Genomic DNA, 15232 nt, shown 5'->3' with positions numbered 1-15232 from the left:
ATTTGCCCTGACCGTCGCGGTTGCGCGAGCTCCCCCCGAGGGGGCCGACGAAAGAGAGCGGGCGAGGACGGATGACTGTGCTCGGGGACAACGAGCCGACACGGCGCGGTGAGGACCCGGATCAGCGCGCGGACCGGCTCTGGATCGAGTTGCTGCAGGAGGTCCGGGTCGCCGAGACGGGTGTGCAGATCCTGCTGGGCTTCCTGCTGACCGTGGCGTTCACACCACGCTTCGCCGACCTGGACGGCCTCGACCGGAACATCTACCTCACGACGGTCCTGCTGGGCGCTGCCGCGACCGGCGCGCTCATCGCACCGGTCTCCCTGCACCGCATCGTCACCGGCCACCAGCTCAAGCCCGCAGCGGTGGTCTGGGGCTCCCGCTTCACCCTCGTCGGGCTGATTCTCCTGCTGGGCACCGTCGCCTCGGCACTCCTGCTGATCCTGCGCATCACCGCCTCCGGCACCACCGCCGCGGTGTGGGTCACCGTCATGGTGGCATGGTTCGCGATCTGCTGGTTCCTACCGGCCCTGTGGCTGCGCCACCCGGACCGCAGGAAATCGTGACGCGATGGCCCACCGCAGCGGCGAGTCGAGGGATTACCGGAGGCGGGGCAGAGGAAGGTCTGCGCCATGAATCCGACGCCTGTGGACGAAGGCCCCTTGATCATCCTTGCCAACTTCGCTTCTCCGGTGGCCGTGGATCTGAGGGAATACGACGTGGTGCGGAAGTGGGCCAGACAAGCGCCTCGCGAGATCTGGTTGGCCCACCCGGGTGACGTACTGATCACCCCGGTCCCGCTGTCCCATGCATTTGTGCGCTACGCCTGCGCATTGCTCGGCGTGCCTGACGACTCCATTCACATCATGGTCATCCCCGACGTTCCAGGTGTTCCGATGGCTGAGACAGTCCGAAGCAGTCCCCACGCGGGTCTGCTGCGGGACCTCGTCTCCCGCCGTACAGGAGCACGCTTGCTGCCCACTGCGATGGACAATTCGATGTTGGCTCTGGCGACTGACCTCGGCATCCCCGTTTCCCCTTACGGCCCCGGGCCGTGGAGACCCGGTTCGGACGCCATGCGGGCATCAGCGGTGGGCAATACGAAGTCGGGGTTCAGAAGAATTGCGGAAGGTCTCGGGATGCGCCTGCCGGACGGTCGGATCTGCCAGGGCCCGGAGCTTCCGGATGCCGCACGGGACCTGCTGAACTCTTACGGGCGCGTGGTCGTCAAACCGGACCGATCCGCCGGTGGTCACGGTCTGCGGATCGTTCCCCGCGCCCAACTGCCTCTCAGGCCGCATCCGGAGGAAACCTGGTGGGTAGTGGAGGAGTACGTCGAACACGCCCGGTCTATCAGTGCGCAGTTCCTCTCGACGAACTCCGGATCCCAATTCGTCTTCAACGGAGAGATGCACACCCGCCACGGCTCGTTCGACGGCTACCGTTCGCCCCTGCACGAAGTCGCCGGGGACACGTTGAAGGAGTTGGAGCGGTGGGGCCTGCAATTGGGTGACTATCTCTCCGCGCACGGATATCGGGGCCCGTACGACATTGATGCGGTCCTGACCCGCAGCGGAACGCTCTACGCGATCGAGAGCAACGTGCGGAGCACCGCCACGACCACGCCGCACGCAATGGTCGCGCGGCTCAGCGGGGCGACAGGAGATGCGATGCCGTCGTGGACGATCGGCACAGCGCTGACCCCTGCGCCCCGCACCTTCCCTGCGGTGTCCGAGCTCGTGGACGCGGCGGGTCTTGCCTACCGTCCCGCGCGCGGTGAGGGGGTGCTCCTGTACGCCGGTGAACCCGAGGACGGCGTCAGCTGGCGCTACGCGGTGATCGGAAAAGGAGCCGACCACCTTGCCGGTCTCCGAGCTGAGTTCCTCGCGGTTCTTGAGGTATCTGATCGGCTTCTCTAGTGCTGTGACTGCACAGGTTCACCGAACACCCACCACAGGGGAGGAGCACTGTCGAAGCTCGTGGAATCCTAGAAGGGGGAGTGGCCGATGGAGCGCCTGAGGATCTTTCCGGGGGTATGGATCTCGCTCCGTCGGGCAACCGACAGTCACAGCGGCTGCGAGGGCCGCGTCCTGGAGGGAGTCCGACATAGCGGCAGCCGAATCCGTAGTGCCCGGCATCCGGCGGAGCTGGTGTCCGTGGCCTCGCGCCGCATTGGCGCTTGCCCACTCCTGCTCGCAGCAGGGCGGTCACATTGCGTCATCGGTCGAGTGGTGGGGCGGACCGAACGCGCGGACAGTTGAATACGGCCCCTGTGTACCTGCGCGCCCTTCCCGAAGCGGAGGCGTCTCATGACCATCGGAATGCCGCTGCTGTCGAGTCCGGCCCATGTGGTGACTCTTCCCGGCGTGTACACACCCCAGTACGACACACAGTTCCTGCTCCGAGCGCTCAGCAGGGAGGGGGTCGGTCGCGGCACCGAGCTTCTCGACCTGGGCACCGGCAGCGGGGCACTGGCCATCCGCGCCGCACAACTGGGCGCCCGAGTCACCGCCGTGGACATCGCGTGGCGCGCCGTGCTGACCGCACGTCTGAACGCGTTCCTGTCCGGGCAGCGTATTGCGGTGCACCGCAGTGACCTGACTGCTTCCGTACCAGGCCGTTCCTACGATGTGGTAGTCAGCAACCCTCCGTATGTGCCCGCCCCTGAAGGTGCGCCACCGCGACGTGGGGCTGCCCGTTCCTGGGACGCGGGGACCGACGGGCGTGCTGTCGTCGACCGCATCTGTGATGCGGCCCCCGACGTGCTCCGCCCGCAAGGAGTGCTGCTCCTGGTGCACTCCGGCATCTGTGACAGCGACATCACACTGCGGCGGTTGTCCCAGGCCGGATTGCGAGCAACCGTGAGCGATCGGACACTCATCCCGTTCGGGCCCGTTCTGCGCTCCCGGCTGCCCTGGCTCCGCGCGCAGGGCCTGATGGACCACAGCCAGGACAAGGAAGAGCTGGTGATCATCCGTGCCGAACACGTCTGAACGACCGCGCCGCGTCACCATCGACCGAGAGGGTCCGCTCCTGGTGGAGGGCCCGGTGGAGGTGATCGGGGAGGACGGCACCGTCGTCACGTCGCATCGATTCGTCGTCGCGATCTGCACCTGCCGCCGCAGTCGGACCTACCCCTGGTGCGACACCAGTCATCGGCGGCGCGTCAGGCCGGACGAGGGGATCGACCAGACCAGTTCCTCGGATACCGGAGAAGATGAGGGGGACGGAGCCGCGAGATGACCTCCTATCGCGAAGCACGAACCGCGCGGCCGGCGCTTCCGACACCCCGCGGCGAGCTCTCCGCCGGAGTCGTCGCGGCGCTGGGGCTGCAGCGCCACCGTCTGCCGTCGCCGCAGGCGATCCTGGACGCTGCGCCCTACGGCGACGACCTCCAACTGGCGCTCTACATTCTGTACGAGATGCACTACCAGGGTTTCGACGGCGTAGACGACGATCTGGAGTGGGCCCCCGAACTACTGGGGTTCCGTCGTGCTCTCGAGCGACAATTCCTCGATGCCCTCCGTACAGACGTCCGACCCACGTCCGATACCGAGGAGGCGCTCGCCTCATTGTTGGTCGAACCCCTCCAAGACGATGACGCCGGCGTCAGCCATCACCTTCAGCGCCAAGGCTCGCTCGCGCAACTGCGGGAGTACGTAGCGCTGCGGTCCCTCTACCACCTCAAAGAGGCCGACCCTCACGCCTGGGTCCTCCCCCGCCTGTACGGCCGTGCCAAAGCCGCGATGGTTGCCGTCGAATTCGACGAATTCGGCGCGGGGCGCGCGGAAGAGATCCACGCCCGGCTCTTCGCCGACCTCATGGAGGACCTGGCCTTGGACACGTCGTACGGGCACTACCTCGACGCAGCTCCCGCTGAAGCGCTAGCGACCGTCAACCTGATGTCCCTGTTCGGACTTCACAGGGCCCTGCGCGGTGCCCTGGTCGGGCACTTCGCCGCTGTCGAGATCACCTCACCACCCGGATCCCGCCGACTGGCCCGTGCCATGCGCAGAACCGGAGCCGGGCCTGCGGCAGAGCGGTTCTACGACGAACACGTCGAAGCCGACGCCGTCCACGAGCAGGTGGTACGTCGCGACGTGATCGGCGGTCTCCTCGCCGACGAACCTCACCTCGAACCCGACATCGCCTTCGGAATCGAGGCCACCGGATTCCTTGAGGAACGCTTGGGGGCTCATCTCCTCCAGGCTTGGCGGAGCGACCGCAGTGCCTTGCGCAACCCCGTCGCGCAGCAACCTACCCAAGCCTGAGCCGGAAACACGGGAGCGACCACCTGTCACCCTGCTCGAATCCGGGGTGGGGCGCGCGAGGTCTCGGCTACGAGAGAACGCTGCCAACGCTTGGAAGCGCATATCTACTTTACTGCCGATAGATTTTGGTGCCGCAGCAGGTCAGGTATGCCATCCTTGATCCAGCAGCGCTTCAGGCCGCGGAGTCCGCTTCGTGGGTGGAAACAACGTGGCGGCGCGCGATGATCAGTGCTTCGGCGATGTCCCGGGTGCCCGTCGAGACGCACAGCGTGTACACGGCGTCCTCCAGCCGGCGGCGCTGTTCGGGAGTCGCGGCCCCAGTATCTTCAAGCGCTGCCAGCTCCTCGTAGTGGTCAATGAGTTGCTGCAGTGTGGCGGGGTGGGGCATCAGCATGGCGGTGTCTCCTTCACGCCAAATGCGAGTGCGGGTGATCAAGGTGTGTACTGCCCGACCGCTGCGCGACAACCCCGGTCAGCGGTCCCCATTCCGCAGGCGGTGACAAAGATGGTAGCCGCGTGATTCACGATTGTCTATCGCCGCCACTACAGATTTTATGCGCCATGGGAACAGGCTCTGGTCACGGGCCTTCGGCCCGCATGCAGGGCATTGGTGGGCCATGAGGCTACGGGCCCGCACTTCTGCCGGGAAAGACAAAGCAGTCCCGCGTCCGCGGGCTCCCGAATCGGAGGGTCTGGGTATGAGCGATGACGATCACCTACGGTCCGGGTGTGACCTGAGATCGTGACACGGCCGCGCCGCGCTCTGGCGTTCACAGGCTGGTCAGTATCTGCGGGCACAAGTCTTTGATCATGGTGTTGGTCCACCGCATCTGTCGCAGAGTCTGCGGATGGCAGGACGAGGCGAGCGTGAGGAGTCGCTGGTCCTTTGCCGCTTGCGCGGTCTGGGCCAACATCTCCCAGTGCACCGAGTTCTCCGTTGCTGCGAGGTGCAGGTCGCGCAGGTCGCGCAGTAGCAGCAGTCCGGGCTCCGGTCGGTGGCCGAGGGCTTCGGCCGTTCTTTCGCGGAGCGTTGAGAACAGGCCGGTGTGGAGCATGTCAGGAGCATCACCCGAGCTCACGCCGTAGTGGACTCCCACGTCCGCCAGGAGCTGGACGTGAGCAGCGGACCAGCGGGCCAAGTCGATGGCGACATGGTGCACTTCGTGTTCCGTCCGATGGCGTTCGGCGACGGCGAGGAGTTCCTTCGCAAGACAGTCTTCGCCGTGATGGAGTGCGCGCAGCGTCAAGGCGATGCCTTTCATCGGTGGCCCTCCTTCTGGCCGTTCCCGCCGTCATCGGCGGACTGTGTGGCGTGAGCCGAGGGGCCGCCCGCCGTGGCGGGAATGCTGCCCTGCTGTGCCGGAGCGGATGCTCCTGTGGTGGGCGCGGGGGAGTGCTGACCGTTGCCACGTTCGATCAGTGTGAGTGCTGCCGAAGCGCTCTTGAACAGGGGTTGTTTGGATGCCGGATCCCAGTCGGTGATGGTCGCCTCGTTGGCTGCCCGCCCCGGAGTGTTCCCGTCCGGTCCGCTTCCGGCTGCGGTGTCCCAGTAGCCGTAGTGGAAGGGCACGAACAACAGGCCCTGGCGGATGTCGGTGATGCGCAGCCGTCCTCGCAGAGCACCGCGCGGGGAGGACACCTCCACCAGATCTCCCTCACGCAGATCTCGTTCGGCCGCGTCGGTGACTGACGCTTCGACCCATACGTCGGGGGCGGCGACGTTCAGCTGCGGGGCACGTCCGGTCTTCGTCCGCGTGTGGAAGTGGTAGATCGTGCGTCCGGTGGTGAGTTGGAAGGGGTGGTCCTCGCTGGGCGGCTCGTGTGGTGGCAGGTAGGTGGCGGCTTTGATCATGGCCTTGCCGTCCGGGTTCAGCGAGCGGTACTCCACCACGTCGTCCGACGCGCCGGTCTCCAAGTCCTTGCCGTACGTCTCACAGACATCGGGATGAGCCCAACTGATGCCTTCGGTGTACAGGCGCGCGGTGCCCTCAGGCGCTTCCTCGTTGCAAGGCCACTGGATCCCGCTGGGCCCGCGCAGTTTGCCGTAGGTAAGGCCGGAGTAGTCGCAGGGACGGCCGGCACTGCACCGTTTCCATGCCTCGAACGCCGACTCCGGATCGTGCCAGTGGACCAGGGGGCCGCCGTCCTTGTCGCGGAAATCCATGCGGGCGGCATAGGCGAGGAAGATGTCCAGGTCCGGCTTCGCTTCCCCCGGAGGTTCGACGGCCTTGTCCGACAGGTGCACTGTGCGGTCGGCATTGGTGAAGGTGCCGGTCTTCTCGCCCCATGTCGCGGCGGGCAGGACGACGTCGGCCAACTGGGCCGTCTCTGTGAGGAACAGGTCCTGCACCACGACGAACAGACGTTCCTGGGTGAGAATGGATCGGACGCGGGACAGTTCGGGCAGCGAGACGGCCGGGTTGGTGCCACTGATCCACAGCAGGCGCAGCGAACCCTGTTCGGCATAGCGGAACATCTGCATGGCGTGGGTCGACGGGGCGAAGTGGGGAATCTGCTCGGGTTCGACGTTCCACACCGCGGCCAGGTCGGCCACGTGCTGGTCGTTCTGCCAGTTGCGGAAGCCCGGCAGATCCCCGTTGGCGCCACACTCACGCGTGTTCTGCGCCGTGGGCTGGCCGTTCATCTGCAGGACGCCGGCCCCCGGTCGACCGAGCATGCCGCGGATGAGGTGGAGGTTGTTGACTTGTACAGCGGCGGCGGTGGCTTGGTGGGACTGGTAGACGCCCTGCAGGACCGTGGACAACAACCGCTCGGCCCGTCCCAGGACTTCTGCCGCCTCCTCGATTCGGGCGGCCGGGACGTCGCAGATCGTCGCGGCCCACGCCGGCGTGCAGTCCTTGATCCGTGACCGCAGCTCGTCGAAGCCGACAGTGTGCGCTGCGAGGTAGTCGTGGTCAATGCGGTCGGTGCGGATGATCTCGTGCAGGAGCGCGTTGAGGAGTGCGACATTCGTGCCCCCGCGCGGCGCCAAGTGCACCGTGGAACTGCGGGCGACCGGTGTGGGGCGCGGATCGACACAGACCAGGCGAGGCGGGTCACTGCCTTCAAGGCGGTCCAGGATGCGCATCCACTGCACCGGCTGCGTCTCGGCGATGTTGTGACCGAAGAGTGCGATCACGTCGGCGTGGTCGATGTCGTCGTACGTGCCGGGCTGGCCGTCGCACCCGAAGGACTCCTTCAACGCCTCAGCCGCGGTCGACGTGCACAGGCGGGTGTTGCCGTCCAGGTGGTTCGTCCCGATGCCCGCCCGTGCCAGGACCGCGAGCGTGTAGTACTCCTCCAAGTACAACTGGCCGCTGGTGTAGAAACCGATTGCACCGGGGCCGCGCTCGCGGAGGAGTTGCTGGGAGTGGGAGACGATCCGGTCCATCGCGGTCGCCCAGTCGGCCTCGACCAGGCGTCCTCCTTCGCGGACCAGTGGCTGGGTCAGCCGGTCGGGGGAACCGTTGGCCTGCCAGCCGAAAAGGTCCTTCGGCCCCAGGCGGCCGTGGTTCGCGTGATCGCCCGTCCGTCCCCGAACACCGGCCATTCGGCCGTCCACGACGGCGATGTCCATGGCGTCCCCGTCGGAGTGCAGGATCGAGGCCGCCTGCACCCACCGCTGTACATCGCCCTCGCTGACGCCGTCGGCAAGAAAGGAATCGGTCCGTGCCGGCCAATGCTCGTGGCGACCGTAGGGAGTACGCGTGCCCCATGGTTGTGCGATGCGGTCCACTGAAGCTTCCACGCTGCGCTCCTCTATGACAAGCACCGACCGGCGGGAACGAGAGTCGTAGATTCCGGCTACCCACGAAGGTGGCCCGGACACGCCTGACGTGTGGCCAGCCGTCTCCGGAGTGTGTGGACGCAGTCCGCGGCTGCAAGGAGCGGCCATCCTCCGCCCCTGGTACTGCGGTGACGGCCTCACCTGGCCGGCTGGGTGGCGGAAAGGCTCAGCGCGCGTGCGATCGACGAAGAACGGCCGAGCCGAATGGGACGCGAAAATGCGAATGACGGCCGCCCAGCCCTACCACCGGCGCAAAAACACGTCTATGTGTTGGGGTGCCCGTGCCCGCAAAAAAGGATCACCCGAGGTGATTCTCGGGGTGGGCCTCGTTCTTCAGCGACCAGGAGGCTCCTGGGCAGCCAGTCGGCGGAGGCGGAAAGCGGTGCCCCTTCACGTCCGTGCTCCAATGATGGCCGGCTCCGCAATCGCACTCGTAGATTCCGCTGGCGGGCACGATCTCGCCCGGACGCCATGAAGACTTTTCCTCGCTCATGAATCCAGGTTTACAACGCCGTCCCTCGGACCGCGACCCGGATCCGCACGGTCCTTGCCGGGCTGGTTGCCGCTCGCGGCGGCGAGCGGAGGCCCCTGGATTGTCCAACCTGCCCCCGAGAAGGCTTTGGGGCTCGCCGAAACCCTCCGCCGCCTCATGCACGCCGTCCTGGATCGTCACCAGGGACGACTCGAGGAGGATGCCACCGTGCTGTTCTGCGAGTGGCACGGCGGTCGTGCCGGCCGTCGGCAGGCTGAGTACAAGGCAACGTAGGAAGCACTGTGCTGTCGTCCTTTCCCCACGGCCGGACCTCCAGCGCGATCCTCGACGTACCGAGAGGACCACGGTCCGCCTCCAGCTCCAGCCGGTTCGGCGCCTCGCAACGCCGGACGACGGTGCGTCCGTGGCCCTTCCACGGACCGAGCACCACCTCGTAGCTGAGGTCCGAACCGACTACCGGCCACTCGCCCCGGCCAGGCGCGGAGGCCTCTACGCCGACTACCCACTCGTCAAAACGCGTCGGATCGGCCAGCACAGCCCACACCTGCTGCGGAGGCCGTTCGATCAGTTGGTGCCGAACCGCCATCGCTCCTCCTGGAGCTTCCGTTTAGTGCGCAGGCTTCATGCCAGGATTTTGCCGAGGACCCACGGCGTCCCCGCGCGCCGCTCCTCTTCGCCATCATGAATGCCGGGGGCCGGGACCGCACAGTGTCATCTGCCGCAGACGGTGACAGCGAGCGCTACCGCCGGGAGAGCCTTGGTGGCGGGAGGTCCTGAGTGCGGCGGCACCGTTACGACGACCATGGGCTCGAGTCGAAACCGGGTAACTGCTCACCGCCATAGTCGTTGCACGAGCACCGTGGTGACTTCGGCGCTCAGACTCGGCGGTCTTCTACTCCGTAGCCGAGCGTTCGCATGACGTCCTGCACGTTCGTGTACTTCTCGTCAGCGGGCAGATTGCGTACGAGGTCGACGAGCGCGTCCGGTGCCTGGTGCCTCCGGAGCGCCATCAGCAGCCCGTCCCGGTCGGTGGGGAAGATGCTTCGTTCCAAATGACGGGCGAGCTCACTTCGGACGTCCACGTCCTGCGGCGTCATGCCAGGGGGCACACCGCCCTCCGGTCCGGCGGGAGGCTCCGCCATGAGCCGGTCCTCGCCGGCCGGCTCCGGCGCGTACGCCTCCTCGGGCCGCAGGGCTCGGGACGCTTTCAACGCGTTTTGCATCTCGCGCTTGAGCTCGTCATCCCGGGCAGACCCTGTTTTGTTGCTCCCCTGATCAGCCATGGCGTGTGCCCTTCTGCTGGTCGGTCAGTGTCGTAATGTCTGCCACTAACGCGTACCCGTCCGATCTCGTGACAATCCATGCCAAAGCCCCGCCCAAAGCGGGCGCAAAACCCGATCCGCCGGGCGGGAGCCTTCATTCTGCGGGCGGAGAGCCGACGCGCGTGCGCTGCCGCCCTTCGCAGCGGGCGCAGAAGGCCGCGGTCGACGGGCACCCCTGGCGGGTCGGTCAGGTGGTGCTGATCCGGCAGCCCGTCCGGCCGGGCAGCGCACGACCCGGTCTTGCGCGGGCGGGGGCGCAGTAATGGGTGAAACGGCAGGTCGATGCACCCCTTTGTGGATCAGGTGAGCTGGCTCGGCCGCGACTCCGCATGCGTCGGCCATGACCGAGAGGGACTCAGTCGCCTTCCGCCTCGCCCCGGAATTCAGGGGGTGGCGAAGAGACAGAAGAGGTTTCCGGCGGGATCCCGGTGTACCCGGACGTCGTCCTGAGGTTGGTGGTCGGTCGGCGTGGCGCCCAGACTCTGGGCGTAGGCGGAGGCGGAATCCAGATCGTCGACCAGAATGTCCAGATGAGCGGTCATCTGCTGGCTGCCGGGACGCGGCGGCCACACGGGCGGCGCATAGAGCTCCTCGCTCTGAAATGACAGGCACGTTCCACCGCCAGGAGGACGCAGCCGGGCCCATCCTGGGTCCTCCTCCGCGATCTCCCAGCCCAGGAGCCGCTGGTAGAACCACGCCAGGTCTTTGGCGTCCGGCGCCCCCAGTACGACTGCCCGCAACGACATCTGTGGCATGGGGTCCCGCTCCATCCCTGCCTCCTTGAGCGCGCAACGTGGTGAGAATCATCTGCCCCCAGCAGTGCTCAGGACACGCGCCGCTGCTGAGGCCGCCGGGACCACTGCCCTGGTTCAAACGGAAAGGCTGCTGATCGGTGCATTTGGCGTAGCTCCAGCCTGCGACGGCCTTGAATGGCGTGCACGTCGTGGCCGCGCTTACGGGCGTAGTTACCGGGATTGACCGGACCGAGTCGGCCCCGGGCTTCGCCTCCCGGGGCCGGCTCATCCACTTCGTATGGCCCCGCGGGCAATGCGCAAAGCCGCCACGGCGTCCCGGGCGCCCGCATCAGCCGGTTGCCGCGTGGACGCGCCCCCGGTCCGGGCTGTTCGGGTGAAGGGCGCCGCATGCCGCCGCTCCTGCGTGTTTTTCGGGGAATCCAGATCGGGTCTCGCCACCCACCACCTGGAGGAGCTGCGTCATGTTGGAGCGCACCCGGACAAAGGACACCACCACGGTCACCTTCGTTCTGCCCGCCGATCATCCGCACGAGCAGATCAGTGTCGTGGGGACTTCAACGACTGGCAGCCCGGCGCCCACTCGCTGGCGGCCCGTACGGACGGCACGCGCGCGGTGAGCATCGCGACGCCCGCCGAGCGGTGCTTTGGCTTTCGCCACCGCGCTGAGGGTGACTGATGGTTCGACGGCGAGCACGCCGACAGCCACGACGGCTACCTGCACATCTGACGCCCACCACCACCGAAACGGAACGTGACACGCATGAGCATGTGGGACTACACCGCCGCCGCGCAGTACACCTACGGCACGGATCTGACCGGTTACAAGGTCGAGGCCACCGACGGCCACATCGGCAAGGTCGACGAGGCCACCGACCAGGTCGGCGCCGCGTACATCGTCGTCAACTGCAAGCCCTGGCTCATCGGCAAGCACGTCATGATGCCCGCCGGCGTTATCACCCGCGTCGACCACGACGACGAGACCATCCACGTCGGCCGTACCAAGGACCAGATCAAGGACGCGCCCGAGTACGACCCGGACACCATGGCCGGCAGCGCCGACTACCGCAGCAGCCTCGGCACGTACTACGGCGGCCGGTGAATCACCCGGTGGGGGTGGGGTGGTCGTGCTGCCCCGCCCCCTTGGGACGGTTGTTGCGGATGGCCCCGGCCGCGCCGGCCCGTGTCGCAGTACGAGGGGAATCAAGGCCAATGATTCGCAGCGGCACAGGCACGGCAGTGGGACGCAATGGCTCGGGTCAGCGGCGCTGATGGCTCCGGCGGCGGGCAGTGAGAACGCCGACTCCGCCGACGAGCATGAGTGCTGCGGAGATCGTCGCGGGCATCACCGGGGACGCCCCGGTCCCAGCCAGCTCCTTGTCCGTGCCGCCCTGTGGCGCCGTGCTCGGCGCCACCGTCGGCTTCGCCGCCACGCTGGGGTTTGCCGTGGGCTTGGGGGTCGGCTTGGTCGTGCCGGTCGGGACGGGCGTCGGCTTCGTCGATCCCTCGACGACCTTGAAGCGGACGTCAGTGGTCCCCCGAAACTGAAGGCACCCGTGTTCCTTTTCCCGGGCCGGATCGGCGACGACTTCGGAACCGCCGGATGCGACCGCCACGTAGGTGCCGACCGTCGCCTTCTTGGTGGCGGTGACGCGGAGGTTGAACGTCACCTTCTGGCCCTTGTCGAATTGCAGGGTGGGCAGGTTGATGTCCTTGTTGGCGCCGAACCTCGCGGGTACCCACCCCGTCGGCGTCTGGAGCTCCACGGTCAGGCCGACGACTTTCCACCGGCCCATGTCGGCGTCGATGTACAGGAAGGTCTGGTAGTTCTTCACCTGCAGGCCGGAAGTGTTGTCAAAGGTGATCGCGACAGTCTGGGTGGCACCCCCGGCGGCCAGCCTGGCCTGAGGCAGGCCGGTGAACGTGACCTTCAGGGGGACGCCCTGCACGCCGCCATTGCACCTCAGGTCCTTACCAGGGGCTGCGGACGCCGTGGCAGCCGCGCCGAGCAGTGCCATGCTGCCCAGTGCCGCGACGGTGGCCGCTGCCAGGGCGCGAGGAATCCGTTTCACTGTGCACCTCAGTTGTTGTCAAGAGGGCAGAGAATGCCCCAGAGGGGCGACGCTAGTTGCCTGTAGGGATGCCGTGAAAGGGGTCGCGGGTCATAAAATTTGGCAGGTGATTCTCACCAGATCTGTACAACCAAATCCTGAATCCCGAATTCGACGACAGGAATCCGGGCCGTCCTCCCTCTCCATCTCGCGGGGTCGCGCTGAAGCCGGGCGCTGAGGCCGGTACAGACTCGACCGCGGGCATCGGGAGCGCACCGTTGGCGGCTGCCCAGGAAGAGCGGTGGGTGAGTTTGGGATGCAGCCGGTCCCAGGCGCGGGCCTTGGCAGTGCCGTAGAGATGTGTGTCGGTGACAGCCTCGGCGACCGTGATTGCCCATCATTCCCCGCGGTTTGCCGCCAGATCGGGGAAGCGAGGGAAACGCCGACTCGTTCGATGCCAGCTTGTGGCGGGACGGTCGCCGAGGTGACTTCGGTTGGTCTGCCCGCTGTCGGGCGGCGGAGTTTGATGGCGGCTGCCGGCCGTACGATTCAGCGGTTGCGTGGGGTGACCAGGCCGGATTCATAGGCGAGTACCACGAGTTGAGCTCGGTCGCGGGCGTGGAGCTTGGCCATGGCTCGGTTGATATGGGTTTTGGCGGTCAGTGGGCTGATCACCATGCGGTCGGCGATCTGGTCGTTGGACAGGCCCTGCGCGACCTGGGCGACGGCCTCGCGTTCGCGGTTGGTCAGCTCTTCCAACTCCCTGGCGATGCCGGGTTTGAGTGGCTGGGTGACGAATCGGTTGATGAGTTTGCGGGTGATCGAGGGCGCGAGCAGAGCGTCGCCGCGCGCTGCGACGCGTACGGCGTGGAGGAAGTCTTCCGGCACGATGTCTTTGACGAGGAATCCAGCAGCGCCGGCGCGCAGCGCGTCGAAGACGTATTCGTCCAAGCCGTAGTTGGTCAGGATGACGACGTGCACCCCGGCCAGGGTCGGGTCCGCGGCAATGAGTCGGGTCGCCTCGATGCCGTCGACGACCGGCATCTGGATGTCGATGAGCGCGATGTCGGGCAGGTGTTGCCTGGCGAGGGTCAGGCCCTCGCGACCGTCGGCGGCCTCGGCCACCACTTCGATGTCGTCTTCGAGGTCGAGGAGCGCGCGGAATCCGCTGCGCAGGAGCGGCTGGTCGTCGACCAACAGGACGCGGATCATGATGTTCCGTCCGCGGGGAGTTCAGCGTGGACGGTGAAGCCGCCCTCGCTGCGCGGCTCCGCGTGCAGTCGACCTCCGAGGGCGGTGACGCGTTCGCGCATGCCGAGCAGTCCGATGCCGGGCGTCGGGGTGGTGTCCGGCGTGGCCTCGCCGTCGTCAGCGACTCGTATGGTCAGGGCGTCCGGGCGGTAGCCGATGTAGACCGATGCGGTAGTGGCGGCGGCGTGTCGTGCGATGTTGGTGAGTGACTCCTGCACGATCCGGTAGGCGGTCCGGCCCACCGCAGCCGAAACGTCGTATCGTTGTCCGTCGATCGTCAGCGTCGTGTCCAGAGCGGTCGTACGGGACCGTTCCACCAGTTCCGGGACGTGTTCGAGCCCCGGCGGCGGGGTCTTGTCGTCGTCGCGCAGCACCTCCAGGGTGGCCCGCAACTCCCTGGACGCCTCACGGCCGGCCTCCCGAATCGCCAGCAACGCCTCCGGTACCTCGTCGCCACGCTTGCGGGCCACGTGGACGGCGGCTTCGGACTGCACCTTGATCACCGAGATCTGGTGGGTCAGCGAATCGTGCAGCTCCCGTGCGATGTGCAGCCGCTCCTCATCGGCGCGGCGCCGCGCGGTTTCCTCGCGGGTGCGCTCGGCCTCGTCCGCCCGCCGCTCGGCCTGCCGCAGCGCTTCCCCCGCGGCACCGGCTGCGATCAGCCAGGCGATCTCCAGTGCGCCCCGGGCCTGCGCGAACGCATCGCTCGTGTCGTGCAGGGCCGCCAGGGCCGCGAGGGGGAGAGTGGCCAGCAGGGTGACGGACGCGGCCACCGTGATGAGATGGTGTCCCGCCCGCATGGCGGCGTACACCGCGAACAGGTAGCCAACGGCCGGCACGTCGAAGCCCGCCGCCTGGTAGCCCAACGCGGACAGCCCGGTGACGGCCAGAACGACAACCGGAGCCCGGCTGCGCGCGGCCAACGCCAGACCGCCGACCGCCAGCAACGCGTAGCCGAGCAGATCGAGCCCCGTGGCGGAGTGTTCCTCGGACAACCCGGTGACCAGCAGCGCCGCCGCCACACCAACGGCGATCGCCCAGTCTCTGACATCGGCCCGAACACCGAACCGTCCTGTGGTCATACGCGGACCCTAGCCGGACGGCACTGCGGGCGAGTCCCGCTCGCGGATGAGCAGCCGACTACTGCGCACACAGTACTTTCGCGCCGCACCTGCGGCGTCCACGGCAGCCGGATGCACCATCGGCGGCAGCGCGAAGTGCCTGCGCCTGCTGGACGACCGGCGGCGCACCCGGCGACATGATCAGGCGACATCCAAACCTTGGAAGCGCGACACAGGAAAGAGG

General features: G+C 67.2%; 14 protein-coding genes and 2 pseudogenes. 7 read left to right on the top strand and 9 right to left on the bottom strand.

What is annotated here, in order from left to right:
- Positions 1-71 precede the first annotated feature (71 nt).
- From AC07DC_RS31545 to AC07DC_RS31525, 5 genes are all read left to right on the top strand, one after another.
- Positions 72-566 carry a DUF6328 family protein gene (locus tag AC07DC_RS31545; RefSeq protein ID WP_478917896.1) on the top strand — a complete coding sequence of 165 codons (495 nt, stop codon included), beginning with the start codon at positions 72-74 and terminating at the stop codon, positions 564-566.
- Between the two features lie 66 nt (positions 567-632).
- Positions 633-1919 (top strand): preATP grasp domain-containing protein, encoded by a 1287-nt coding sequence (locus tag AC07DC_RS31540; protein ID WP_478917895.1) that lies wholly within the window; start codon positions 633-635, stop codon positions 1917-1919.
- Between the two features lie 390 nt (positions 1920-2309).
- Positions 2310-2993, top strand: a complete 684-nt coding sequence (locus tag AC07DC_RS31535) for a HemK2/MTQ2 family protein methyltransferase (RefSeq protein ID WP_478917894.1) — start codon at positions 2310-2312, stop codon at positions 2991-2993.
- Positions 2977-3243: a CDGSH iron-sulfur domain-containing protein gene (locus tag AC07DC_RS31530; protein WP_478917893.1), complete on the top strand. Its 267-nt coding sequence runs from the start codon at positions 2977-2979 to the stop codon at positions 3241-3243. The genes AC07DC_RS31535 and AC07DC_RS31530 overlap by 17 nt, the downstream gene beginning before the upstream one ends.
- Positions 3240-4271, top strand: coding sequence for an iron-containing redox enzyme family protein (locus tag AC07DC_RS31525; protein ID WP_478917892.1), 1032 nt, complete (start codon positions 3240-3242; stop codon positions 4269-4271). Before AC07DC_RS31530 ends, AC07DC_RS31525 begins: the two co-directional genes overlap by 4 nt.
- A gap of 172 nt (positions 4272-4443) precedes the next feature.
- On the opposite strand, the gene AC07DC_RS31520 is transcribed toward AC07DC_RS31525, so the two are convergent.
- The 3 genes from AC07DC_RS31520 to AC07DC_RS31510 all read right to left on the bottom strand — a co-directional run bounded on the left by AC07DC_RS31520 (position 4444) and on the right by AC07DC_RS31510 (position 8019).
- Positions 4444-4665 carry a DUF5133 domain-containing protein gene (locus tag AC07DC_RS31520; protein WP_478917891.1) on the bottom strand — a complete coding sequence of 74 codons (222 nt, stop codon included), beginning with the start codon at positions 4663-4665 and terminating at the stop codon, positions 4444-4446.
- A gap of 376 nt (positions 4666-5041) precedes the next feature.
- The gene (locus AC07DC_RS31515; protein ID WP_478917890.1) at positions 5042-5533 is read right to left on the bottom strand and encodes a hypothetical protein; all 492 of its coding nucleotides are present in this window, start codon (positions 5531-5533) and stop codon (positions 5042-5044) included.
- Positions 5530-8019, bottom strand: a complete 2490-nt coding sequence (locus tag AC07DC_RS31510; protein WP_478917889.1) for a molybdopterin oxidoreductase family protein — start codon at positions 8017-8019, stop codon at positions 5530-5532. The genes AC07DC_RS31515 and AC07DC_RS31510 overlap by 4 nt, the downstream gene beginning before the upstream one ends.
- 658 nt (positions 8020-8677) lie before the next feature.
- Between AC07DC_RS31510 and AC07DC_RS31505 the strand changes: the two are divergent.
- A pseudogene (locus AC07DC_RS31505) lies at positions 8678-8824 on the top strand (stage II sporulation protein E); the annotation flags it as partial.
- A gap of 40 nt (positions 8825-8864) precedes the next feature.
- Here AC07DC_RS31505 and AC07DC_RS31500 read toward each other — a convergent pair.
- From AC07DC_RS31500 to AC07DC_RS31490, 3 genes and pseudogenes are all read right to left on the bottom strand, one after another.
- Positions 8865-9137, bottom strand: a pseudogene (locus AC07DC_RS31500) (SRPBCC family protein); the annotation flags it as partial.
- A 289-nt stretch (positions 9138-9426) separates the two neighbouring features.
- Positions 9427-9762, bottom strand: a complete 336-nt coding sequence (locus AC07DC_RS31495) for a DUF2795 domain-containing protein (protein WP_478917888.1) — start codon at positions 9760-9762, stop codon at positions 9427-9429.
- 494 nt (positions 9763-10256) lie between these two features.
- A complete protein-coding gene (locus tag AC07DC_RS31490) occupies positions 10257-10643 on the bottom strand; it encodes a VOC family protein (protein WP_478917887.1) in 387 nt (128 codons plus the stop codon).
- 745 nt (positions 10644-11388) lie between these two features.
- On the opposite strand from AC07DC_RS31490, the gene AC07DC_RS31485 reads away from it, so the two are divergent.
- Positions 11389-11727 (top strand): PRC-barrel domain containing protein, encoded by a 339-nt coding sequence (locus AC07DC_RS31485; protein WP_478917886.1) that lies wholly within the window; start codon positions 11389-11391, stop codon positions 11725-11727.
- Positions 11728-11884: 157 nt separating this feature from the next.
- On the opposite strand, the gene AC07DC_RS31480 is transcribed toward AC07DC_RS31485, so the two are convergent.
- From AC07DC_RS31480 to AC07DC_RS31470, 3 genes are all read right to left on the bottom strand, one after another.
- Positions 11885-12643 (bottom strand): hypothetical protein, encoded by a 759-nt coding sequence (locus AC07DC_RS31480; RefSeq protein WP_478917885.1) that lies wholly within the window; start codon positions 12641-12643, stop codon positions 11885-11887.
- 582 nt (positions 12644-13225) lie between these two features.
- Positions 13226-13888 carry a response regulator gene (locus tag AC07DC_RS31475; protein ID WP_478917884.1) on the bottom strand — a complete coding sequence of 221 codons (663 nt, stop codon included), beginning with the start codon at positions 13886-13888 and terminating at the stop codon, positions 13226-13228.
- Positions 13885-15009: a sensor histidine kinase gene (locus AC07DC_RS31470; RefSeq protein WP_478917883.1), complete on the bottom strand. Its 1125-nt coding sequence runs from the start codon at positions 15007-15009 to the stop codon at positions 13885-13887. Before AC07DC_RS31470 ends, AC07DC_RS31475 begins: the two co-directional genes overlap by 4 nt.
- Positions 15010-15232: the final 223 nt, after the last annotated feature.

It is taken from the genome of Streptomyces sp. NPDC045021 (genome assembly GCF_056432645.1).
The sequence above is the reverse complement of the archived record's forward strand: the minus strand, read 5'-3'. Positions and strand labels throughout refer to the sequence as shown.